At 71.7% G+C, this 23260-nt stretch carries 19 protein-coding genes and 1 tRNA gene; 10 read left to right on the forward strand and 10 right to left on the reverse strand.

What is annotated here, in order from left to right; translation table 11 throughout:
* Positions 1–134 precede the first annotated feature (134 nt).
* Complete coding sequence (locus AABM36_RS11595; protein WP_423446401.1) at positions 135–1802, reverse strand: DUF2079 domain-containing protein; 1668 nt, start codon at positions 1800–1802, stop codon at positions 135–137.
* A gap of 241 nt (positions 1803–2043) precedes the next feature.
* Between AABM36_RS11595 and AABM36_RS11600 the strand changes: the two genes are divergently transcribed.
* Together AABM36_RS11600 and AABM36_RS11605 are read left to right on the forward strand one after the other, a co-directional pair.
* Positions 2044–3039, forward strand: a complete 996-nt coding sequence (locus AABM36_RS11600) for a DNA-3-methyladenine glycosylase family protein (RefSeq protein WP_423446403.1) — start codon at positions 2044–2046, stop codon at positions 3037–3039.
* A 137-nt stretch (positions 3040–3176) separates the two neighbouring features.
* Complete coding sequence (locus AABM36_RS11605) at positions 3177–3890, forward strand: VIT1/CCC1 transporter family protein (RefSeq protein WP_423446405.1); 714 nt, start codon at positions 3177–3179, stop codon at positions 3888–3890.
* 142 nt (positions 3891–4032) lie between these two features.
* Here AABM36_RS11605 and AABM36_RS11610 read toward each other — a convergent pair whose 3' ends face one another.
* Together AABM36_RS11610 and AABM36_RS11615 are read right to left on the reverse strand one after the other, a co-directional pair.
* Positions 4033–4434, reverse strand: a complete 402-nt coding sequence (locus tag AABM36_RS11610) for a thioredoxin domain-containing protein (protein WP_191872419.1) — start codon at positions 4432–4434, stop codon at positions 4033–4035.
* A 278-nt stretch (positions 4435–4712) separates the two neighbouring features.
* Positions 4713–4794: transfer RNA gene (locus AABM36_RS11615), tRNA-Tyr, on the reverse strand.
* Between the two features lie 162 nt (positions 4795–4956).
* Here AABM36_RS11615 and AABM36_RS11620 point away from each other — a divergent pair.
* Together AABM36_RS11620 and AABM36_RS11625 are read left to right on the forward strand one after the other, a co-directional pair.
* Complete coding sequence (locus AABM36_RS11620; RefSeq protein ID WP_423446406.1) at positions 4957–5838, forward strand: patatin-like phospholipase family protein; 882 nt, start codon at positions 4957–4959, stop codon at positions 5836–5838.
* A 54-nt stretch (positions 5839–5892) separates the two neighbouring features.
* Positions 5893–6384, forward strand: coding sequence for a YajQ family cyclic di-GMP-binding protein (locus AABM36_RS11625; RefSeq protein WP_047978427.1), 492 nt, complete (start codon positions 5893–5895; stop codon positions 6382–6384).
* A 165-nt stretch (positions 6385–6549) separates the two neighbouring features.
* Here the strand turns inward: AABM36_RS11625 and htpX are convergent, their stop codons facing one another.
* Entirely contained in the window at positions 6550–7446 is an 897-nt protein-coding gene (gene htpX / locus AABM36_RS11630; RefSeq protein ID WP_406018211.1) for a zinc metalloprotease HtpX, read from the reverse strand.
* Between the two features lie 48 nt (positions 7447–7494).
* The gene (locus AABM36_RS11635; protein WP_406018213.1) at positions 7495–9192 is read right to left on the reverse strand and encodes a sigma-70 family RNA polymerase sigma factor; all 1698 of its coding nucleotides are present in this window, start codon (positions 9190–9192) and stop codon (positions 7495–7497) included.
* 530 nt (positions 9193–9722) lie between these two features.
* Here AABM36_RS11635 and AABM36_RS11640 point away from each other — a divergent pair.
* Complete coding sequence (locus AABM36_RS11640) at positions 9723–10193, forward strand: Fur family transcriptional regulator (RefSeq protein WP_406018215.1); 471 nt, start codon at positions 9723–9725, stop codon at positions 10191–10193.
* 47 nt (positions 10194–10240) lie between these two features.
* Positions 10241–11764: a catalase gene (locus tag AABM36_RS11645; RefSeq protein ID WP_406018217.1), complete on the forward strand. Its 1524-nt coding sequence runs from the start codon at positions 10241–10243 to the stop codon at positions 11762–11764.
* 89 nt (positions 11765–11853) lie between these two features.
* Here AABM36_RS11645 and AABM36_RS11650 read toward each other — a convergent pair whose 3' ends face one another.
* Entirely contained in the window at positions 11854–13221 is a 1368-nt protein-coding gene (locus AABM36_RS11650; protein WP_423446409.1) for an SseB family protein, read from the reverse strand.
* Between the two features lie 355 nt (positions 13222–13576).
* On the opposite strand from AABM36_RS11650, the gene AABM36_RS11655 reads away from it, so the two are divergent.
* Positions 13577–15031: a DUF6882 domain-containing protein gene (locus AABM36_RS11655; RefSeq protein WP_423446411.1), complete on the forward strand. Its 1455-nt coding sequence runs from the start codon at positions 13577–13579 to the stop codon at positions 15029–15031.
* Positions 15032–15081: 50 nt separating this feature from the next.
* Positions 15082–16020 carry an EamA family transporter RarD gene (gene rarD, locus AABM36_RS11660; protein WP_423446412.1) on the forward strand — a complete coding sequence of 313 codons (939 nt, stop codon included), beginning with the start codon at positions 15082–15084 and terminating at the stop codon, positions 16018–16020.
* A 132-nt stretch (positions 16021–16152) separates the two neighbouring features.
* On the opposite strand, the gene AABM36_RS11665 is transcribed toward rarD, so the two are convergent.
* The 4 genes from AABM36_RS11665 to AABM36_RS11680 all read right to left on the reverse strand — a co-directional run bounded on the left by AABM36_RS11665 (position 16153) and on the right by AABM36_RS11680 (position 20597).
* Positions 16153–16395 (reverse strand): methionine/alanine import family NSS transporter small subunit, encoded by a 243-nt coding sequence (locus tag AABM36_RS11665; protein ID WP_406018224.1) that lies wholly within the window; start codon positions 16393–16395, stop codon positions 16153–16155.
* Entirely contained in the window at positions 16392–18158 is a 1767-nt protein-coding gene (locus AABM36_RS11670) for a sodium-dependent transporter (protein ID WP_406018226.1), read from the reverse strand. Before AABM36_RS11670 ends, AABM36_RS11665 begins: the two co-directional genes overlap by 4 nt.
* A 95-nt stretch (positions 18159–18253) precedes the next feature.
* Entirely contained in the window at positions 18254–19216 is a 963-nt protein-coding gene (locus AABM36_RS11675) for a polyprenyl synthetase family protein (RefSeq protein ID WP_423447950.1), read from the reverse strand.
* 109 nt (positions 19217–19325) lie between these two features.
* Complete coding sequence (locus AABM36_RS11680; protein WP_423447952.1) at positions 19326–20597, reverse strand: geranylgeranyl reductase family protein; 1272 nt, start codon at positions 20595–20597, stop codon at positions 19326–19328.
* A 153-nt stretch (positions 20598–20750) separates the two neighbouring features.
* Here AABM36_RS11680 and AABM36_RS11685 point away from each other — a divergent pair, with 153 nt between their 5' ends.
* Positions 20751–22172 carry an isochorismate synthase gene (locus AABM36_RS11685; protein ID WP_423446415.1) on the forward strand — a complete coding sequence of 474 codons (1422 nt, stop codon included), beginning with the start codon at positions 20751–20753 and terminating at the stop codon, positions 22170–22172.
* Positions 22173–22427: 255 nt separating this feature from the next.
* Positions 22428–23198 carry an ABC transporter substrate-binding protein gene (locus tag AABM36_RS11690; protein WP_423446417.1) on the forward strand — a complete coding sequence of 257 codons (771 nt, stop codon included), beginning with the start codon at positions 22428–22430 and terminating at the stop codon, positions 23196–23198.
* Positions 23199–23260: the final 62 nt, after the last annotated feature.

Consider the following 23260-nt stretch of genomic DNA (forward strand, 5'->3'; position numbering starts at 1 on the left):
ATGGAGTGACTGACACCGGTGCGAGCGGAACCTCCGCCGAAGTCCTGGACCGACATGCCGGAGCGGCGAAACGGTGGATTGAGGACATGAGACCGGGATGATGACACTCCAGCCTACCGCACGGTGTCCCCGGATCAGCCCTCCAGACGGGCCACCACGATGTTCTGCTCGTCACTCACCACGCTGTACCGGGCGCCGTAGACCTGGCCCGCGTACGCGGCGACGTCCTCCGGCGGCGTGGTCCCCCAGGTGGCGCCGGAACGGTCCAGCACCACGTACTGGGGGTCGGGATCGTCCCCGTTGCCGATCCAGTGCACGTCCGCGCGGCTCACGAGGGCGTTCATGAGCGAGAGGTCCGTGGCCACGCTCGCGCCGGCGGGAATCTCGGCCACCGCGGCGCTCTTCGCATCCGCCCGGGGGTCGGGTCGCCACGCCTCGGGAGAGGCCAGCTGCGCGAGCGGCAGCTGCGTCCCCACCACGAGAGCGACCAGCAGGGCGCACCACGGGGCGGCCGTGGCCATGGCCCACAGCACGGTGGCCTCCGCCCGGCCGCTGCGTCCCGACCGCGCGGTCCCCGCGACCACGCGCTCCTGCGCCCTCGCGGAGTCCCTCCGCAGCCGAACCACCGCGTCCACGAGCGCCACGAACACCACCGGCATCAGGACCGCGCTGTAGTGCCACCCCGCACCCCAGTAGCCGTCGTTGGGTGAGAGCATGCGCCACGCCAGGGTGGGCAGCGCCACGAGCGCAATGGGCGAACGGACCGCCACCACCGCTCCCGCGAGCAGCAGCAGCGCCCACGTGCCGAGCTTCTGCGCGGGCACCACCTGCAGGATCACGGCGCTCGCCGGGTCCCGCAGCAGGCCCGCCAGGTCCAGCTTGTCCGCGTACGCGAACTCGCCCGCGGGGTTCAGCGCGGGCAGCACCACCCCCACCGCGAGCGCCGACACCAGCACACCCCACACCACGAGCGCGGCACCGCACACCACGGCCGGGTCACGCAGCGACATCCGCTCCCCGCTCACTCGCTCCCGGCGTGGCGGGGACGACGCCGCCGGGCCCGGTTCCGCCGCAACCCGGGACGATCCCGGGCGGGAGGGCCGCGTGCAGAAGGCGTCCCAGCGGCGTCGTAGTTCCGAAGCCCAGGGCCGCACTACGGGGCGTGCCGCGTGGCCGAGCATGAGCGCTCCCACCGCGGCCACCGTGAGCCCCAGGTCCTCCTTGACGAGCGCCACCGGCGCGCACCACAGGGTGGCGGCGAGCCAGCGGCGCTCCCGCAGGGCCCAGAGACCCGTGGCGAGCAGGGGCACGGCGAGCGCGATCTCGTGGAACTGCACCGCCACCGCGTTCTGCAGGCCGAAGCTCAGCGCGTACGCCACCCCGATGGCGGCCGCGGGAGCCGGGTGCACCACCCGGACAGCGCAGCGGGTGATGACGGCCGCGGACGCCCCGAACAGGACGTCCTGCACGATCATGGGGGTCAGCGCGGACGGGAACAGCGCGTACACCGGGGTCAGGACGATCAGCAGCGGGTGGAAGTGGTCACCCAGGAGGTTGAAGCCGTCCCCCTTGATGTCCACCACGGGACCCTCGCCGGCCGCGTAGGAGGACAGCAGCTGCGTGAAGATCGCGTTGTCCCACGAGGGCACGTCCCAGCGGATCCACTGGCTCCAGGACAGCGCGCAGTACAGCGCGGTGGCCACCGAGCCCACCAGAACGGGGAGCAGCCACGCCCAGTACGAGCCCCGCGCGCCGGGAACGGGAGGTTCGACCGCCGGGGCTGCGCAATTCTGGCGGTCCACGGTCCTCCGTCCGGGGGTAGGGGGCGCGGCCCGTGGGGGACGGGGCAGGCAGGGCAGGCGGGGCAATGACGCTGCCGGGCCCCGCTGTCGCTGGGCCGCGTGGAACGGCGCCGAGACCGTGCCCGGGTCGCATCGCACGTAAACGGCCGGGGACGGCGGTCGTCGGAGCCTGTCACGCAGACTACCGGCAGCCGGGACCGCGCACGGTGTGGGTGTCGGAACCCGCTGACATCATCGCTGCATGACCACGGAGGTGACCACGCGCGGCACGGGGACGGACCACGCGCCCGCCCGGTGGCGCTGGTCCCCGCGGGGACCGCTCCACCTGGGGCAGACACTGCGCGTGCTCGGGCGCGGTGCGGAGGATCCCACGTGCCGGGTGCTCGGTGAGAACTGCGTGTGGATCACCACCCGGTGGAACCGCCTGCCCGTGAGCGCACGCTTCACCCGGCCGGCCGGTGTGACCGGAACGAATCCCCTGGACCGCGACGTCCTGGTGGAGGCCTGGGGTCCCGGCGCCGAGGGCTGGCTGTCCACCGCTCCCCGCTGGGTGGGGCACGAGGACTCCTGGGAGGACTTCGACTCCTCGGCCGCGTTCTCCGAGCTGCCGCACCCACTGATCCGTGCCCGGCACGAGCACCCCGGTCTGCGGCTCCCGGCCACCGGGAACCTGCTGGAGCGGGCCGTGGTGGCGATTCTCGAGCAGCGGGTCACGGCCATGGAAGCCGTGCGGGCGTACCGGGCGCTGCTGCGCTGGAACGCCGAGCCCGCACCCGGGCCCGTCCCGCACGGGATGCGCGTTCCGCCCACGCCGGAGCAGTGGCGGCGCACACCGTCCTGGCAGTGGCACCGCGCGGGGGTGGACCCTGCGCGCTCGGCCACGGTCATGCGCACGATGCACCGGGCCGCGGCGCTCGAACGGCTCGCGCTCGATCCCGATCCGGCGCGGGTGCGCACGGCGCTGCAGAGCATCCCGGGCATCGGCCCGTGGACGGCCGCGGAGATCACGCAGTGCACCCACGGGGACCCGGACGGGGTGAGTGTGTTCGACTACCACCTGGCGGACTACGTGTGCTGGTTCTTCGACCGGGCACCGGGCTCGGACCAGCGGATGCTCGAGCTGCTCGAACCCTGGCGTGGACACCGCCAGCGCGTGGTGCGGCTCATCAAGGCCAGCGGCCACCGCAAACCGTCCTTCGGGCCGCGACTGAGCCCGCAGGACCACCGGCACCACTGACGCCACCCGGGCGTTTCACCGGGCGGCCACCTGCCCCGTGCCGTGGGCTCCCGGGCGACGAGCGCCCACGGTGGCACCCGGCTGAGGTGTGCCTGCCCTGCGTGGAAGTGCGCGCGAATCCGGCGCACACTACTCGCATGACAGAGCACACCATGGCAGAACCCCATGCCGAGAAGTCCGGGGACCGACTCAACAAGCTGCGCGCCGCGGTCCTGGGCGCCAACGACGGCATCGTGTCCGTGGCGGCCACGGTGGTGGGCGTGGCCGGTGCCACCGCGGCCACCGGCCCGATCCTCGTGGCGGGTTCCGCGGCCGTGATCGGCGGGGCGCTGTCCATGGCGCTGGGCGAGTACGTGTCCGTGTCCAGCCAGAAGGACTCCGAGGAAGCTCTCATCGAGAAGGAGAAGCGGGAGCTGCAGGAGATGCCGGAGGCGGAGCTCGACGAGCTCGCGGAGCTCTACCGGGAGCGTGGCCTGAGCGAGGCCACCGCCCGGCAGGTGGCCATCGAGCTGTCCGAGAAGGACGTCCTGCGAGCGCACCTGGACGCCGAGCTGGGCATCGACCCGGACGACATCGTGAACCCGTGGTCCGCTGCGATCTCCTCCGCCCTGGCGTTCTTCCTGGGGTCCCTGCTGCCCATGCTCGCCATTCTGCTGCCGCCCCCGGAGTGGCGGATCCCGGTGACGTTCGCCGCCGTGCTCGTGGCGCTGGGCCTCACGGGCACGCTCGGCGCCCGGCTCGGGGGGACACCCCACGTGGCGCGTGCCGCCGTCCGCGTGGTCGTGGGCGGTGCCATCGCGCTGGGCGCCACGTTCCTGATCGGCTCTCTGCTGGGCGTCTCGGCAGCCTGACGCGCGCGCCGCACGACGCCGCCAGGGCCCGCAGTGCCCCGGCGCAGGACGAGGGCGGTTCCCCGTGGTGGGGAACCGCCCTCGTCGTGTCCGTGCCCCGCGTCCGCGGGGCGGGATCCGCGCAGTGGTGCGCGGACCCGGATCAGTTCTGCGGAGCCTCGGGCTCGGCGGCGGCCTCAGCCTGCGCCGCCTGCTTCTCGACCTCTGCCCGGACCTCGTTCATGTCGAGGTTCTTGACCGCGGTGATGACCTCCTCGAGCGAAGAGGCGGGCAGTGCTCCCGGCTGGGAGAACACGAGGATGCCCTCGCGGAACGCCATGAGGGTGGGGATCGAGGAGATCTGGGCGGCGGCGGCCAGGCCCTGCTCGGCCTCGGTGTCCACCTTGCCGAACACGATCTCCGGGTTCTTCTCGGAGGCGGCCTCGTAGGTGGGCGCGAACTGCTTGCAGGGTCCGCACCAGTCTGCCCACCAGTCCAGCAACACGATGTCGTTGTCGGAAATGGTCTGGCCCAGGGTGTCCTGGGTGATGTCAACGGTAGCCATGCCCTCCACCATAGGAGCCGCCCCCGAGCGTCTCCAGACCGTTCACTGGTGGCACAAGGAACGCCTCCCGGGCGTGTTGGCAGAGGCAAGCGCCGTCCCCTGCCGGCTCGTGCGGGAGAGGCGGCCTCGCGCACCACCGGTGGCACGCCCCGCCCGAGCTCACGGGTCCGCCCGCCACCCGCCGATGCTCCTGGGACGCCCTCCCGGCACGACGAAGGGGCTCCCCGGATCCAGTGATCCGGAAAGCCCCTTCGTGATGTCCAGGACATCGTCCTCGGTGGCAGGTGAGGGATTCGAACCCCCGTAGGCGTTGCCAGCTGATTTACAGTCAGCCCCCTTTGGCCGCTCGGGTAACCTGCCGAGACGCCCTGCGCACGCGGTGGCACCGCGCGGCGAAGCACCTCAACAGTACACGGCGAGCGGGGCGGGCCCAAAATCGCGGGTAACGGGCCTACCGGCGCACCGACCCGGGTGCCGGGTAGCGTGACCGAGCACTGACCCGTACCAGGAAGGCGGAACACCATGCACGACACCACCTCGACATCCCGCGCCATCGTCCTCGGCGGCGGTGGTTCCGCCGGCATCGCGTGGGAGAGCGGTCTGCTGGCCGGGTTCCTGGAGGCCGGGGCGGACCTGGGAGCAGCGGACCTCGTGGTCGGCACCTCCGCGGGCTCCGCGGTGGCCGTGCAGCTGCGCGCCGGCGGGCTCCACCTCGATGCCCTGCGCGCCGAGATGAGCCACGAGGCGGACGGTCAGCAGTCCGCCCCCGACGACGCCGCTCCGGCCTTCGACGCAGAACAGTTCATGCAGCTGATGGGCGAGGCCGCACAGGGCGCCACCACGCCCGAGGCGGGACGCGCGGCGATCGGGGCGCGGGCGGCGTCGACCTCCCCTGCCCTGACCGAGGAGGCGTGGCTCGCTCGCATCGGGGGCATGCTGCCCGGGCAGTGGCCGGCGGGGCGCCTCGCGCTGACCGCGGTGGATGCCGGCAGCGGTGAGTTCGTGGTGTTCCACGCGGACAGCGGTGTGCCGCTCGTGCAGGCCGTGGCCGCGAGCTGCGCCGTCCCCATGGTCTTCCCGCTCGTGCACGTCGGGGACCGCGCCCTCATGGACGGCGGCATGCGCTCGGCCACCAACGCGGACCTGGCCGCAGGGTTCGACCGGGTGCTCGTGGTCTCGTGCAACCCCGAGCCGCCCACGAGCCCGTTCGGCCCCACCCTGGACGAGTCCCTGCGGCTGATCGGGGAGACGGGCACTGCCCTGCACGTCACCGCGGACCAGGCCAGCCACCGGGCGTTCGGGATGAACCCGCTGGATCCGGCGCGTCGGATACCCTCGTTCGAGGCCGGTCTCGCGCAGGCGCGTCAGCTCGCGGACCGGGTCACAGAGTTCTGGAACGCGTGAGCGCACGGCCTCGCGCGCTCCGCCGATCGCACCGGAACAGCCGAGGAGCAGAGCATGGCATCAGAGTCGTCGTTCGACGTGGTCAGCAAGGTCGACAAGCAGGAAGTGGCGAACGCCCTGAACCAGGCGCAGAAGGAAGTGGCCCAGCGCTACGACTTCCGCGGCGTGGGCGCGGACATCGACTTCTCCGGCGAGAAGATCCTCATCAAGGCCAACTCCGAGGAGCGTGCGCAGGCCGTGCTGGACGTGTTCCAGTCCAAGCTGGTCAAGCGCGGGATCTCCCTGAAGTCCCTGGACGCGGGTGACCCGTACGCCTCCGGCAAGGAGTACCGGATCGAGGCCTCCATCAAGGAGGGCATCGCCCAGGACCAGGCCAAGAAGATCACCAAACTCATCCGGGACGAGGGCCCCAAGGGCGTCAAGGCCACCATCCAGGGCGACGAGCTGCGCGTGTCCTCCAAGTCCCGCGACGACCTGCAGGACATCATCTCCCTGCTCAAGGGCTCGGACCTCGAGGTCGACCTGCAGTTCGTGAACTACCGCTGATGTCACACGCGAGGGGCCGGGACGGATTCCTCCGTCCCGGCCCCTCGTGCGTTGCCGGGTGCGCGCTCCCGGCCCCGCTCCTACGCGGGCGGGGGTGCCGCCGGACCCGCTGCGCGCCGGGTGCGAACTCACGACGACGCCGCACCGCACCGGGGGCGCGGAGGCTCAGCGTCCGCCCGGTCGCCCGCCGTTGCGGGCCATGTTCTCGAGCCGCGCCACGCGGTCGTCCGTGGCGGGGTGGGTGCGGAAGAGCCCGGTGACCGAGCCGCCGCGGAAGGGGTTGGCGATCATCAGGTGGGACGTGTTGACCACTTTCTGGTCGGCCGGGTTCATGGGCCGCTGCGAGGCGCCGCCCTCGATCTTGCGCAGGGCCGACGCAAGCGCCAGAGGGTCGCCGGTGAGCTTCGACCCGTCCTCGTCCGCGTCGTACTCACGGGTGCGGGAGATGGCCAGCTGGATCACGGTGGCGGCCAACGGTGCCAGGAACGCCATGAGCAGACCCACCAGCGGGTTGCCGCGGTTCTCGCCGCCGCGCCCGCCGAAGATCGCGGCGAACTGCAGCATCTGGGCCGCGGACGTGATCAGACCGGCCACCGCGGCCGCCACCGACGAGGTCAGGATGTCCCTGTTGTAGACGTGCATCAGCTCGTGGCCCAGCACGCCGCGCAGCTCACGCTCGTCCAGCAGCTGCAGGATGCCCTCCGTGCAGCACACCGCGGCGTTCTCCGGGTTGCGGCCCGTGGCAAAGGCGTTGGGGCTCATGGTCGGGGCGATGTACAGCCGGGGCATGGGCTGCCCTGCCTTCTGGGACAGCTCGTGCACGATCCGGTACATGGCCGGGGCCTGCTGCGGGGTCACCGGGACCGCGCGCATGGAGCGGATCGCGAGCTTGTCCGAGTTCCAGTAGCTGATCGCGGTGCCGAGCAGACCCATCACCGCGAACACCATGATGAACACGGAGTTGCGGGTGGCCCCGGAGATGGCCCAGCCGATTCCCAGCAGGACCGCCCACATCCCGCCCAGGAGCAGGACGGTTTTCAGGCCGTTGAAGTGACGGTGCATCAGGTGGTTCTCCTCAGTGTCGGGGGTCTCTGGATCGTGGGGGACGGATCAGCCGCTGATCCAGGGGAAGCAGATCTCGATGCCGCCCGGGCCCACCACCCAGTCGCAGTCATCACTGGGAACGGGCGCCGGGGTGGCCGGCGGAGCCGTGTTCCCGGAGGACGGTGCGGGGTCTGCGGTCGTGTCGGAGCCGGAGCTCGGTTCACCGCCGCCCTGGGTGGTGTCGGGGGTCGGGTCGGAGGTCGTGGCGGTCGTGGGGTCGATCACCGGCAGGCTGCGCACGGGGCCGGGCAGGGAGGGCTCCTGTCCGGGCAGGAAGGGCGCGGGGGCCACCGGGTTCTCGGGACGCGGCACCGCAGCCTCCGGAACGCCGGGCTCGTCATCCGCTCCGGGCTGCACCTCGTCCCGGGCCTCGCCCTCAGGTTCCACGGCACCCGCCGGCCCGGAGGCCCCCACCGACCCGGGGGCGCTCGGGGAGGGCCCGTCCGGTGCGGTGCCGGCGGAGCCGGACGCGGCGGGGGGACGGGCGCTGCGCCCGACACCGTCCGACGCCGAGACGCTCGCGGCGACCGGGCCCGCTTCCTGCGAGGCATTCGTCCAGGCCACCAGGCCCACCGCCGAGGCCGCGAGCACGAGGGCCGATCCCACCGCGACCACGAGACCCGTACCTGAGCCCACGAATGCCGCCACGCCTCCCCCGGTGGCCGTCGCGCCACCCGAGGAACCGTTCGCCGCGACCGCTGCCGGGGCAGCCGCGGACCCACTGGCCGCACCGAGCTCCACCGTGGCGGGTGCGCCCGCACCGGGAGCTGCGGCGGCGGCGTCGTGCGTGCCGAGTTGAACGCTCCCGTCCGGGGGAGTGCCGATCTGGGCTGCCGCACCCGAGGACGCACCGAGCAGGGGAAGTCCGCCCAGCAAGTCCGCGAGGCGGCTTCCCGCGCCGCTCCACAGCGGCAGCGCGGCGAGCACGGGAAGCACCCAGGCGCGGATCCCCAGACCCAGATCCTGCAGCTGCAGGTACTCGGCGGTGCAGCGGCAGCACTGGTCCAGGTGCTGCTGGACGGCGCGCGTGCGCGCGGGCGTCAAGGAGCCCCGGGTGAAGGCGCCCAGCTGCGACGAGTACTGGTGGCAGTCCTCAAGTGCCTGTGCGGAGACGTGCTCCTGCACGTACGCGGCGCGCAGACCTTCACGGGCACGCTTGCCCAGCGCGGACACCGCGTTCGGCTGCACGCCCACCACGGGCGCCACCTGACGGGGCCGGCGCTGCTCCACCTCGAGGTACCACAGCACCTCCTGCCACCGCTCGGGCAGGGAGGCGAAGGCTCGGGCCACCACGGCGGCGTCGACCTGGCGCACCACGGTGTCGTCGAAGAGCTCCACGCGGTCCAGCGGCCCGTTCGGCTGCGGGTCCTCGGGACGCGTGCGGGTGAGGTCGTTGGCGCGGTCCGCGGCCAGCCGCGACACCGCCGTGACCACGTAGGCCCGCAGGAACTCGCGCGGGCCCCGACCCTCCCGCAGCAGCGCGAGCACACGGGTGAAGGCCTCCGAGACCAGGTCCTGGGCATCGGGGTCGTTGCGGGAGTGCATGCGCGCGACCGCCAGGGCAGCACCGCGGTGGCGTTCGTAGAGCTCGCCGAAGGCCGCGGTGTTCCCCTCGCGCACGGCGCTGAGCAGCTGCTCGTCGCTCGCGGGCTCAGTGCCCTGGGGCGAGGGACGTCCAAAATCCGGGTCTGCTCTGTGGGGCATGACTCTCTCTGACGACGCGTGGTAGATGTCCCCATTGTGACAGTCGCTGCTGAGAAGCAGCAGACCGTCGCCTGCATGACAGATGGGGCGCCGTGCAGTGTCGCGGTCGGGGGCGGGGTCGGCTCCCCCGCCGACCTCGCCCCCGTCTCCTAGCACCGCTCCCTCTCCCCCGTGCCGGGCAGCCCACCCGGCGAAGAGACGCTCTCGCCCGCCGTGTGCCGCGTAATGCGTCCCCGTACTGACCGTGGCACCGGCTCGTCGGTCCCAGAGCGATCGGACCGTCCGGAATCCCGCGCAGCCCGCGCCGGATTCACTGTGTAGACACCCGGTTCCACAGATCGTGACGCGAGAACACGACAAAAGTTTTCCGGTCCTCGCGGGGCCACTGCACGACCCCTCGGAGTCGTCCGGCACGCGTGGTGCCGGCCGCCGCGCCACGGTGGCGCATCCCCCCGCCGTGGCGCGGCGGACCGAGGGTAAGGGTGGGCTAACTATTGTGAATCGCTCAGAATAAGACTAGAGTCGTGGGCATGGAGACCGCCGCCGAGATCGCACCGCATCCCTCACGGGACGCGTGGACCTCGCATCTGCGCTCGCACGGGCGCAGGGTCACCAAGCAGCGTCTCGCGGTGCTCGACGCCGTGGACGCCGTGCCGCACGCCACTGCGGAGGAGACGGTCAGGCAGGTCCGTTCGGTCCTGCCGAACATGTCCGTCCAGTCCGTCTACGTGGTCCTCGCGGACCTCGCGGCCATCGGCATGGTGTCCAAGTTCGAACCGCCCGGATCCCCGGCACGGTACGAGATCCGCACCGGGGACAACCATCACCACGCGTACTGCATCCGTTGCGGCGTCATCCGCGACGTGCCGTGCGCCGTGGGACACGCGCCGTGTCTCACGCCCTCGCAGGACCACGGCTTCGAGCTGCTGTCCGCCGAGGTGGTGTACCGGGGCGTCTGCCCGCAGTGCCGACAGAATGCGGCGGCGGACCTCGAGGCGTAGCACATCACCACTTCCCGTCGGATCCCATCCATCACCCAGGAGGAATCATGTCTGACACCACTCCCCATGAACGCGGACTGCGCAAGACCGGTTCGTTCACCACCACTCAGGAGGGCCTGCCGGTCCCCACGAACGCCGACGCCCACTCGCTGAGCGTGGGCGCGGACGGCCCGATCGTCCTGCACGATTCCTACCTCGTCGAGAAGCTCGCCGCGTTCGACCGTGAGCGCGTGCCGGAGCGCGTGGTGCACGCCAAGGGCGCCGGTGCCTTCGGCGAGCTCGAGATCACCGAGGACGTCTCCCAGTACACCAAGGCCGCCGTGTTCCAGCCGGGCACCAAGACTCCCATGCTGGCGCGCTTCTCCACCGTGGCCGGAGAGCAGGGCTCCCCGGACACCTGGCGCGACCCCCGCGGCTTCGCGCTGAAGTTCTACACCACCGAGGGCAACCTGGACATCGTGGGCAACAACACCCCGATCTTCTTCGTGCGCGACGGCATCAAGTTCCCGGACTTCATCCACTCGCAGAAGCGCCTTCCCGGCTCGGGCATGCGTGACAACACCATGCAGTGGGACTTCTGGACCCAGTCCCCGGAGTCCGCACACCAGGTGACCTACCTCATGGGCCCCCGCGGCATCCCGAAGACCTACCGCCACATGAACGGCTACGGCTCCCACACCTACCAGTGGAGCAACGAGGCCGGCGAGCGCTTCTGGATCAAGTACCACTTCGTCTCCGACCAGGGCGCCGAGGGCCTGACCGGCCCGGAGGCCGAGGAGATCGCGGGCAAGGACGCGGATGCGCACCGCCGCGACCTCTACGACTCGATCGAGAAGGGCGACTTCCCGTCCTGGACCATGTACGTGCAGGTCATGCCGTACGAGGACGCCAAGACCTACCGCTTCAACCCGTTCGACGTCACCAAGACGATCTCCAAGAAGGACTACCCGCGCATCAAGGTGGGCAAGTTCACGCTGAACCAGAACCCGCTGAACTACTTCGCGCAGATCGAGCAGGCGGCGTTCTCCCCCGGCAACACCGTGCCCGGTGTGGAGATCTCCCCGGACAAGATGCTGATGACCCGCGTGTTCTCCTACCCGGACACGCACCGTCACCGCATCGGTGCGAACTTCGCGGACCTTCCCGTGAACTTCCCGTACCGCTCGGAGCAGAACTCGTACTCGCAGGACGGCCCCATGCGGTACACGTTCAAGCACCCGAACCAGCCGGTGTACGCGCCCAACACCCAGGGCGGCCCCGTGGCCGGTGCCGGTTCCGCCGTGGCGGACAACATGCGCTGGGAGTCCGACGGCGATCTGCTGCGCACCGCCGCCACCCTGCACTCCGAGGACGACGACTTCGGTCAGGCCGGCACCCTCTACCGTGAGGTCTTCTCCGACGAGGAGAAGGCGGAGACGGTGGAGAACATCGCCGGTCACGTGGGCGACGTGATGGACGAGACCATCAAGGAGGCCGCGTTCCAGTACTGGGAGAAGGTCGATCCCGAGCTGGGCCGCCGCGTCCGCGAGGCCGAGGCCCGCAACTCCGGTTCGGACGCCTACGGCATCTGATCCGTTCGGGTGACCCGGCGCCGCGGCGCCGCTGATCCCCAGGCCCCGTTCCCGCTCCGGCGGGGACGGGCCTGTTGCGTGCCCCGGCTCTACTCGGAGTCCTGGCCCCCTGCGCGCTCCTCCTCGCGCTGCGTCACGAGCTCGAGCATCTCCTTGAGCTGCTCGGTGGGCAGGGTGGCCACGGGGGCCATGGCGTTGAGGCACACGGCCGCAGCGCCGCAGTCCACCGCGAACTGCAGGATCTGGCGGGCCGGTGCGGAGCGCACCGTCAGGGCGGGGTCCAGCGCGGCGACCTCCGCGGCGGAGGTGAACACCAGGAGGGTGTCGGGTGCCGCGCCCTCCTGCTCGGGCTGGACCATCACGGGCACGGCGTCCTCACCGTGGTCCCGGGTGCCGAGCATCAGGTGGGCGTCCGGATTGAACAGCGCACCCAGCACGTTGGCCATGTTGCCGCTGATCAGGGCCTGCTTGAGGGGCTCGTTGTGCGGGGAGCTGCCCACCCACTCGACCTGCTGCCGGGAGATCCGGGTGGCGTGCGCGGAGGCCGGGTCCACCACGATCTCGTCGTACTGCCCGTCCTGGACCACCATCTGCACCATGGCACTGGCCCGCTGGCGCAGCAGCACCGGTTCCTGCAGGTCCTCGTTCCGGTTGCTGCGTGTGAACATCTCACGGGCCTGGTCCGCGCTGGTGTAGACGGCCAGCGCGCGGGAGCCGTCCGGCTGGTTCACGGTCTGCACGCGGATGTGGGAGTCCGGGCCGATGGGCTGGCCGTCCTCACCCGGGACCATGTCGGAGCCGGAGACGTCCAGCAGCACCGTGCCCGCGAGCGCCTCCCGCAGCACTCCCGCGAGCGACCGGTCCCCCGGTGCGTCCACGTGTGCCTGCGCTGCGGCCCGCAGCCGGGGGTGCACGTCCCCGTGGGTCTCGTCCTGGCCGGGATCCGCGAACGGGAGACTGAGACCCGCGGCGTCCGCGAGCTCCACGGCCCACAGCGGCACGTGCTCCTGGGTGCGGGGGAACTCCGTCAGCTGGGTGAGGACGTCCTGGGCGGTGTAGGAGCCCTCCTGCGCGTAGGTGGCGGGCATCCGCTCGAAGTCGTAGGTGGCGTTCGTGCGCAGGGTGGGCTCGGGCCAGCCCTGCGCGGCGATCATGAGGGACATCGAGAACCAGCTGCCGCGCCCGGCCGACCAGCAGCTGCGCTGCAGCTGCGAGAGCAGCTCCAGCACGGGACTCTGCTCCTTGATGGGCCCGGCGGCACCCGGGATCACGGCGCCCTCCCGGTTCTCGATGACCCGCAGGTGCACGCGCCCGCCCTGCGGTTTGAACTCCACGAGCATGGAGTCCCAGCCCGGATCAGTGCGCAGCACGGACATCACCCACTCGCCCACCTGGGCCACGAGCTCGCGCTCGGTGCGGGTCGGAGGGGTCGGGCCGGACTCGGGTGCGGAGCTCATGTTCTCGTCAGTGTCCCTTCGGCCCGGTGTCCCCGGGCCAGTCTCGTCTCGGGCGTGCGCGGAGGCCCCCGGTCGGTGGTCCGGGCCGCGTGGCCCCAGCCTAGCCAACGTGCGCGGCGTCACCTCGGCGCAGGGGTGCGTTGCGCCCCCGGTGCGTCTGAGCGGTGTGTCCCCCCGTGCGACCGGGCCCGGCCCCGCTGGTGGCCACCCCGCACGACGACGCCGCTGTGCCCGGCGCGCACGCCGCGCACCGCCCGCGCGTGGCCCGGCTCCCCGACCCCGTGCGGTGCGCACCCGGCATTGCGGCAGGGCGGGCCGGGCGGTGGGACCCCGCACCAGTTGTTAGCCTGGGAACATGACGAAAACTTTGCAGGAGCTGATCGACGCGTCGATCTTCATCTCCACCGAGTACCAGGCAGTGCTGGCCGAGCTGTCGCAGGGTGCGGATTGGGACGTGGACTTCTCCGCGCCGTCGTTCACCCTGCAGACCAGCCCTCCGGTCACCCTCACGCCCTACCTGCTGGGCACCGAGTCCGCGTCCCGCGGGTCCTTCGTGTGGTGCTGGCAGGAGCTGGGCCACTTCAACCCGCAGGTGGTCTCCGCCGCGGTGCAGGCCAAGCAGGCCGGGGAGCGCCACGAGGTCGCGGAGCTGAGCACGGCCGAGCTGCCGCTGCAGGAGGGCCTCGCCCGCCGGGTGACCCTCGCGGCCAAGGCCGTGACCGGCCTCTACGCCCACTACCCCGCGCGTGCCGGGGGCAACATCACGGCGTGGCTGCTGCTGGACGGCCAGCAGTTCGAGCTCCCGCGGCTCACCGAGCAGCGGATGATGCAGGTGATCGGGGAGTCCCTCACCACGGACACCGCCGTGGACCACAATCTGGCCGTGGCCAGCTACGCCAAGCTGCGTGGCGCCCACGTGGCGTGGGACACGGACGCCACCTGCGTGGTCACGGTCCACGACGGCGCCCAGCGCTTCTGGTTCGACGACCACCAGATCACCGGTGTGGAACCGGCCGAGCCCTCCGTGGGCGAGGACGAGCTGCGGGAGCTCGAGCGTCAGGCGCAGACCCACCGCGAGGCTCTGGTCCAGGACCGTCAGGCCGCCGTGGCCCAGGCGGAGCGCCTGGGCGAGCAGCAGCGCGCGGAGGCCGCGGAGCGCAAGCGCCGCGAGCGGGAGGAGGCCGCCGCGGCGGCGTCGTCCGCCCCCGCGGCCCAGCCCACGGACGAGGAGCCGCTGCCCACCGAGCTGTCCCCCGAGGACATCGAGGCGCCCGAGCCCGAGCAGCCCGCCGGGGACGTGGCCGTGCCCGCGAGCCAGGTGCGGGACGCGGACGCGCCGTTCGACCAGGAGCCCACCGGGCCCGCCGAGCCCGGACGCGTGGAGACCACCGTGCTGCCCGGCCACCAGGAGGAGACCCTCACCGCCGGACCGCAGGCCTCCCCGCACCCGGACACCACCGCCATGTCCCGGATCCCGGATCCGGATCTCGCGGCCGGCCAGCCCGGGACCGCCGAGGAGGAGACCCGCGCCGGGCTCGCCCGCGAGGAGGACGTGCGCACCGAGCGCGAGAGCGTCACTGTCTCCGAGGAGCGCGTGGTGCGCGAGGACGTCTCCCCCGCCGGCACGCGTGAGGCCCACGTGGAGCGCGAGGCCGTGGTGGCCCGCGAGACCGTGGCAGGGCCCGAGGCCGCGGACGACGACATCTCCGCCCCCGCCGTGGTGGACGGCGAAGAGGTCGAGACCAACGAGCAGGCGGAGCGCAAGGGCAAGAAGAAGCGCGGCTTCCTCAGCCGATTCTTCGACCTGTAGGCCCTCCCTGCGCGTCCTGCGCGCCCGCCCACCGGCGGTAGGATGCTCCGGTGAGTGATGAGATGACACCCGGCCCGGGACCCGACCAGCACGGTCGGGCCCGGGCCGGAGTCGGCTACGGGTTCGGCGCCTACGCGATCTGGGGGCTGCTGCCGCTGTACTTCGTGCTGCTGGCGCCCGCCACGCCCTTCGAGATCGTGGCCATGCGGGTGGTCTTCTCGCTGCTCTTCTGCCTGGTCCTGCTCGCGGTGACGGGCGGGCTGCGGCAGTACCTGCGGGTCTTCCGCGACCGCCGTGCCGTCCTGGCCCTGAGCGCGGCGGGTGTGCTGATTGCCGGGAACTGGCTGCTCTACACCGTGGCCGCCACCACCGGGCACACGCTCGAGGCGTCCCTGGGGTACTTCATCAATCCCATCGTGGCCATCCTGCTGGGTGTGCTCGTGCTGCACGAGAAGCTGCGGCCCCTGCAGTGGGCCGCGATCGCCGTGGGTGTGGTCGCCGTGCTGGTGATGTCCGTGTTCTACGGATCCGTGCCGTGGCTGTCCCTGGGACTCGCGTTCTCCTTCGGCTTCTACGGGCTCGTGAAGTCCCGGCTGGGGTCGCGGTACCCCGCCCTCGTCACGCTGGCCGCGGAGACCACCATGATCACCCCGCTGGCCCTGGTGGCCGTGGCGGTGCTCGGGGTGCAGGGGCAGATCACGCTCGTCTCGGAGGGCGCCGGTCACTTCCTGCTGCTGCTCTCCGCGGGCGTGATCACCGCGGTGCCCCTGCTGCTGTTCGGCGCCGCCGCCTCCCGCCTGCCCCTGAGCACCGTGGGCATGATCCAGTACGTGGCTCCCATCGGGCAGTTCATCCTGGCCACGGCCGTGTTCCACGAGGCCATGCCCCCGGAGCGCTGGGCCGGTTTCGTGCTCGTGTGGATCGCGGTGGTGCTGCTCGTGCTCGACGCCGTGCGCGCACCGCGGGCTCCACGGCTGCCCCGCCGCTGAGCCCGCGCCGCTGAGCCCCCGCCGGACGACGGCGCTCCGGCACCGTTGCCAGCCCCATGGCGCGCCGCGGCCCGTGGACGACGAAGGCCACTCCCGGAGATCTCCGGGAGTGGCCTTCGCGCGCGGGGCGGGTCAGAGGTGGCGACCGGTGGTCTGCTCGGGAGCCTGGGACCCCTCGGCCGGTGCACCCGAACGGCCCGGTGCGTCGTCGACGCCGCCGTGGTGCGCCTCCACGAGGTCACCCTCGTCCTCGGCGGGAGTGTCGATCTCGTCCTCCAGCTCGGGAGAGCGCTTGATGTTGATCAGCGCCAGGATGAGACCGCCCCACACCAGGGTCATGGCCACGACCATCATGACGATTGCGCTGCCGTTCATCGGTTGTCTCCTTCAGTGGGGCGGGACGCGCTGCCCGCAGGGGTGGTCTCACGGGTGCCGCGCTCGGCGTTCGAGCGTGACCACGGCATCCTGCGCCGGACCACGGTGCCGCGGTAGATGGCGCGCAGGGAGAAGTCCTGGCCCAGTGCCGGGGTGCGCCCGGCGGTGTCCGGGTAGTGGGTCAGGGACTCCTGGGTCTCCAGCGCCTTGCGGTCCAGGTAGGCGTCCTGCACCGAGGGGGCAGGACTCGTGAAGGCCTCCGACGTGCGCCTGCTCCACGGCAGCCGGGAGATCAGGAAGGAGATCACGATGAGCCCGACCGCCATGCCCCAGCCGAACACGTTCACGAACCACTGCGGCATGTCGTTGTAGCCCTCGGCCACGGTCTGCGTGAGCTGGTCGATGAGGATGTAGCCCAGGATCACCGGGGTCACACCGCCGGCCAGGATCATCCAGGTGCGCCCCAGCTTGAAGGACGAGACCGAGTTGATGTGGTCGCGCAGCGTGGGCAGCGCGGTGAACCCGGAGGTGAGCAGCAGCACCGAGACCAGTGCGGCGGTGACGATGCCGAAGTTGTTCACGAACGCGTCCACCACGTCCAGCAGGTTCAGCCCCGTGGTGGTGGGGAAGAACAGCAGGGAGACGGCCGCGAGCGGGAGGACCACCGTGGCCACGGCCGCCTTGCGGGAGAGCCCGAGCTTGTCGCGCACGCCGGCCACGATGACCTCCACGATGGAGATCAGGGACGTGAAGCCCGCGAAGGACAGCGCACCGAAGAAGAGGACACCCAGGGCGGTGCCGAACGGTGCCTCGGAGATGATGGCGGGGAACGCGATGAACGCCAGACCGATGCCGGACGTGGCCACCTCGTCCACGCCCACGCCGGAGGCCGTGGCCATGAAGCCCAGGGCGGCGAACACGCCGATGCCGGCGAGAATCTCGAACGAGGAGTTCGCGAAGCCCACCACCAGGGCCGAGCCGGAGAGGTCCGAGCGGGGCTTGAGGTATGACGCGTAGGTGACCATGATGCCGAAGCCCACGGAGAGCGAGAAGAAGATCTGCCCGTAGGCGGCCACCCACACGGAGGAGTCACCCAGGGCCGCCCAGTTGGGGGTGAACAGCGCGTTGAGCCCCGCGGAGGCGCCGGGCAGCGTGACGGCCATGACCACCATGATGAGGAACATGACCACGAGCAGCGGCAGGAGCACCAGGTTGAGCTTGCCGATGCCGTTCTGCACGCCCATCATCAGCACCACCAGCAGCACGAGCCAGGCGATCGCGGTCACCAGGAACACGGGCCAGATGTAGTCGAAGCCGATGGTCACCTCGTCCGAGACCTGCATGTAGTCCGACATGAAGAAGGAGGCGGGATCATCCCCCCACGCCTTGGTGAAGGAGAACACGGTGTACTGCATGGCCCAGCCGATGATCAGCGCGTAGTAGACCGCAATGACCACGCAGATCCCGAGCTGCCACCAGCCGATGGTCTCGAGCTTGGGGTGCAGCCGCCGGAAGGACAGCGGGGCGGAACCGCGGTAGCGGTGCCCGATCGCGTAGTCCAGCATGAGCAGGGGGATGCCAGCGGTGAGCAGTGCCACCAGGTAGGGGATGATGAAGGCGCCGCCGCCGTTCTCGTAGGCGACGTACGGGAAGCGCCAGATGTTGCCCAGGCCCACGGCGGAGCCGATGGCGGCGAGGATGAACATGGTGCGGCCGGAGAAGGCTTCCTTCGCGGCGCCACCCTGTTGCTTGTCAGTGGTCATGTGTGAACCTCACGGGGGAATTCGTCCCATAGACGCGGCCACCGGGGTCCCGGGGCACGCAAGCGGATCGTGAATGCCCCAAGGATACTGACAACTCAGCCGGTTCTGTGGACCACGGCGTGAGCGAATTCACAGAGTGCGGACTTGGCCACGGAATCGGGCAGGGGTGCGAGCGCCGCCACGGCCTCGTCCGCCCACTGGTTGGCGATCCGCCAGGCCTCTGCAGAGACCGGGTGCTCGGACACGGCGTCCACGGCGCGGGCGAGTGCCGCGTCCTCGGAGAGGTCCCCGTCCACGAGGGCGAGCACCTCGCGTGCCGTGGCGGCCGCCTGCGTGTCGGTTCCCGCGGCCTCGCGGCGCAGCAGCAGCACGGGCAGCGTGTCCACGCCCTCGCGCAGGTCCGTGCCGCGGGTCTTGCCGGAGACGTCCGGGTGGCCGGTGAGGTCGATGATGTCGTCCGCGAGCTGGAACGCGAGCCCCAGCTTCTCGCCGTAGACCACCATGAGGTCCACCACGGGGGCGGGGGCACCACCGAGCAGGGCTCCGTACTGGCCGCTCGCGGCGATCAGCGAGCCGGTCTTGCCCGCGATCACGTCCAGGTAGTGCGCCACGGGGTCTTCGCTCTCGGCCGGCCCGGCCGTCTCGCGCAGCTGGCCGATGACCAGACGCTCGAAGGTGCGGGCCTGGATCATGAGGGATTCCTGGCCGAGCTCGGACACCATGGACGAGGCCCGCGCGAAGATCATGTCCCCGGTGAGGATGGCCACCGTGTTGCCCCACACGGTGTGCGCGGTCTCCACGCCCCGGCGCATGGGGGCGGAGTCCATGACGTCGTCGTGGTAGAGGGAGGCCAGGTGGGTCAGTTCCACCACCACCGCAGCCTCGACGACGTCCTCGTTCACGGACCCGGCCACTTCCGCCGCGAGCAGCGCGAGCAGGGGTCGGATGCGCTTGCCGCCGGCCTTGAGCAGGTGGCGCGCGGTGACGTCCGCCAGCTGGTCCGTGGAGCGCACCGATTCACCCAGGCGCTGCTCCACGCGCTCGAGCGAGCGCAGCATGAGGGGACCCAGACGAGGGTCCTGGGCGATGAGTTCGAACCCCGCGGGCAGGCGCGGGGAGGCCTCGGGGCGGCTGGGATCAGTCACGGTCCACCACTCTATCGACAATTCAGCGCGCGGGCGTCAGCGCGTCCAGCACCGCGATGGCGCGGTCCGTCAGGGTCCGGGCGGGGTGGTCGGAGAGCTCGGTCATCACCTGCACGGCAAAGCGCGTCAGCGCGGGCACGTGCATCCCGGCGCGCACCGCCGCGGAGAGCACTGCGGGGTGGCCGATGAGCTCGGCCAGCGCCCTGCCCTGCGTGAAGTGCGAACCCCACTCGTCGCGCACCAGCTGCGGGTAGCGCGCCAGGGCGTTCTCGCGCTGCTGCACCCCGTTGGCACCGGCGGCGTCCAGGATGCAGGACGCGGCGAAGAGCCCGGACTCCATGGCGTTGGAGATCCCCTCACCGTTGAACGGGGAGACCAGCCCGGCGGCGTCGCCCAGGAGCATCAGGCCGGGGACGTAGTGGGGGGTGCGGTTGCCTGCCATGGGCAGGGCCGCGGAGCCGATGCGTCCCACCTGGTGCTCGGGGTCGAAGGTCCACTCCGCGGGCATGGAGGCCACCCAGTCGCGCAGCACCGCGCGGTAGTCCAGGGTGCCGAAGGCGGGGGAGGTGTCCAGGATGCCGAGGCCCACGTTCGCGGTGCCGTCCCCCACGCCGAACACCCAGCCGTAGCCGGGCAGCAGCGAGCGCTGCGGGGAGGTGCCGTCCTGCAGCTCCAGCCAGCCCTCCATCCAGTCCAGCTCCGAGCGCGGGGAGCGGTAGTAGGTGCGCACGGCCACGCCCATGGGCCGGTCGGTGCGCCGGTGCAGGCCCGCGGCCACGGCCGTGCGGGTGGAGTTCCCGTCCGCGGCAAGCACGAGGTCCGCGGTGTGCTCCTCGGTCTCTGCGGTGCGGCGGCCGGTGGCGGGGTCCATCACGGTGGCGCGCACGCCCACCACGCGGCCGGTGCCGTCCCGCAGCACGTCCTTCACGGCACGGTGCTCGACCACGTGCGCCCCGGCCCGCTGCGCGTGGTGGATCAGGTCCTCGTCGAAGCCCGCGCGGGTGCGGACCAGACCGTAGGAGGGGAAGTCGGTGAGCTCCGGCCAGGCGAACTCCACGGTGCGCCCGGCCGCGACGAGCCGCAGCCCGCGGTTGTGCGTGTAGCCCTCGGCCTCGCCGTGGGGCAGTCCCATGAGCCGCATCTGCTGCACGGCGCGCGGGGTGAGCCCGTCCCCGCAGACCTTCTCCCGCGGGTAGCCCGTCTTCTCCAGGACGGTCACGGGAATGCCCTGGCTCGCGAGCCAGTACGCCGCCGTGGCGCCGGCGGGACCGCCCCCGCTGATCAGAACCTTCACTGCGCCGCAGCCCTCCGCGTCCTCGTGCACCCGGGCGCGCGCCGGCCGGCGCGCGTGAGCCCTGGAATCCACGGACCATTGTGTCACTGCCCGCCGACGCCGCCCGCCCACCCGTCGTCCCCCGGCGCCCCGCGCGTCCTATGCTGGTGGGCGATGACACCAGAGTTCCCCGCGCCCCGTCTGAGCGCGCTCACCCTCCCCCTCTCGGACGTCCCCGCCGCCTCGGACTTCGCGCGCGACCCGGACGTCCGCCGCCTGCTCGGCAGCGAGGACCCCGCCACGTGGATCGTGCGCGGTCAGGGCCTCGTGGGCCTCGGGCGCACCGCCGCCTACCGGGTGCGCGGCGGCACGCGGTTCACGTCCGCGCGCGTGTGGTGGGACGCCGTGCGGGAGGCCGCTCGGGTCACGGACGAGGTGCGGCTGCCGGGCACCGGGCTGCTGGCCTTCGGCGCGTTCGCGTTCGCCCCGTCCTCCACCGTGGACTCCGGGCTCATGGTGCCCGAGCTCGTGGTCGGCACCAGCGGTGACACCGCGTGGCTCACGCTCGTCACCACCGACCCCTCCCCCACGGTCTCGGACCTCGACGCCGCCTGGCGCCGCCTCGCACGCGTGGCCCCGACCGGGCACGCTGCCCCCAACGGGCACGACGCCGCCGCGGCGCCCCGCGCGGACGCCGGCCGTGCGGCGGCGTCGCACCCCACGGCGGTGCCCGGTGCGCTGGACGAGGAACGCTGGATGGCGGCGGTGGCGGACGGCGTGGGCATGATCCGCGCCGGAGAGCTGGACAAGCTCGTGCTCGCGCGGGACGTGGTGGTGGACACCGGCGCGGACATCGACCTGGGCGGGGTGCTCGGGCGGCTGAGCGAGCGCTTCGACACGTGCTGGACCTACTGCGTGCGCCTGGGCGAGGAGGTCTCGCCGTGCGCGGGGCGGCTGCTCGGCGCCACGCCGGAGATGCTGATCCGCGTGCACCGCGGCACCGCGACGGCCCGTGTGCTCGCGGGGACGCTGGACCGCCAGGACCTCCCGGAGGGCGCGAACCCGGAGGACTTCGCGGGCACCGAGCTGGGCGGGTCCGAGAAGCAGCAGCGCGAGCACCGCTTTGCCGTGGACTCCCTGGTGGCGGGGCTGTCCCCGTACGCGGACGAGGTCTCCGGCGGCGAGCACCCGTTCATCCTGGCCCTGCCCAACGTGTGGCACCTGGCCTCGGACGTCACCGCGCAGCTGCGCACCGGTGTGGACGGCACCCTGCCCTCCGCGCTGGAGCTCGCGGAGGCCGTGCACCCCACCGCCGCGGTGTGCGGGACCCCCACCGAGACCGCGGGCGCGGTCATCGAGGACCTCGAGCGCATGGACCGCGGCCTCTACGCGGGGCCCGTGGGCTGGCTCGACGGCGCCGGCAACGGCGAGTGGGGCATCGCCCTGCGCGGGGCGGTCCAGCTGGACGCACACCGGGCACGGGTGAGCGCGGGCTGCGGAATCGTGGCGGAGTCCGACCCGCGGGCCGAGCTCGCCGAGACGTGGGCCAAGCTGCGTCCCATGCTGGAGTCGCTGCCCGCGCGGCACGAACCCTGACCCGGCCCCTAAGGATGCGCCGGGGTCCGTGTCGGGCAGCGCCGGGGTTTCTCCGGGACCCTCGGCGAGAACGCGGCAGGGCCTCGCCGGGGCCGCGTCAGGGCGACCTGCGGTGCCACCGCGGGCCATCACCGGCCGGACGCCGGGACCGCTGCGCGCCGGTCACGGGCCGAGAAACGGGCTGGATGTGATCTGCGGCATAGTACGATCGCCAGCAAGCACCACCCGATCCGCCCCACTCGATGAGGAGTCCCCATGCCTTCCCTGCGCCAGCTCGTCCCCGCGCTCGCCGTCGTCTCCGTGGCGGGACTGGCCCTGACCGGGTGCGAGTCCACCTCCGGCGGGGACTCCGAGGCCAGCGGCGGATCCGGCACCTTCACCGTGTGCACCAATTCCCCCTACGCCCCGTTCGAGTTCGAGAAGGACGGTGAGATCGTGGGCTTCGACATGTCGCTCGCGGACGAGATCGCCAAGGACCTGGGCAAGGAGAAGAAGGTGGTCCAGGCGAACTTCGAGACCCTGGAGTCCGGGGCCGCCCTGGACACCGACCAGTGCGACGCCGCGATCTCCGGGATCACCATCACGGACGCGCGCAAGGAGTCCGTGGACTTCTCCAAGCCGTACTTCAACGACCAGATCGCCCTGCTGACCACCAAGGACTCCGGGATCACCGGCTTCGACGGCGTGGGGGGCAAGACCGTGGGCGTTCAGCAGGCCACCTCCGGTGAGCAGTACGCCAAGGACAAGGGCCTCAAGACCCAGCAGTTCGAGGACGTGGAGCTCATGTTCCAGGCCCTCGAGTCCGGCGGCGTGCAGGCCGTGTCCGGCAACATCTCCACCCTGTCCAAGCGCGCGAGCGAGAACCCGGACCTGGAGGTCGTGCAGTCCGTGGACACCAACGAGAACCTCGGGGTGGCCGTGAAGAAGGGCAACACGGAGCTGCTCGACTCCGTGAACAAGACCTTGGACCGCATCACCGGCGACGGCACCGTGGACAAGATGAAGGAAGAGTGGATGGGCCTGTAGGCCCCGCCGACGAACACCCGTGCCGGGCGGTGACCACCGCCCGGCACGCACATGTGGACCAC

Source organism: Kocuria sp. KSNUG (assembly GCF_049532735.1).
Classification (GTDB): domain Bacteria; phylum Actinomycetota; class Actinomycetes; order Actinomycetales; family Micrococcaceae; genus Kocuria; species Kocuria rhizophila.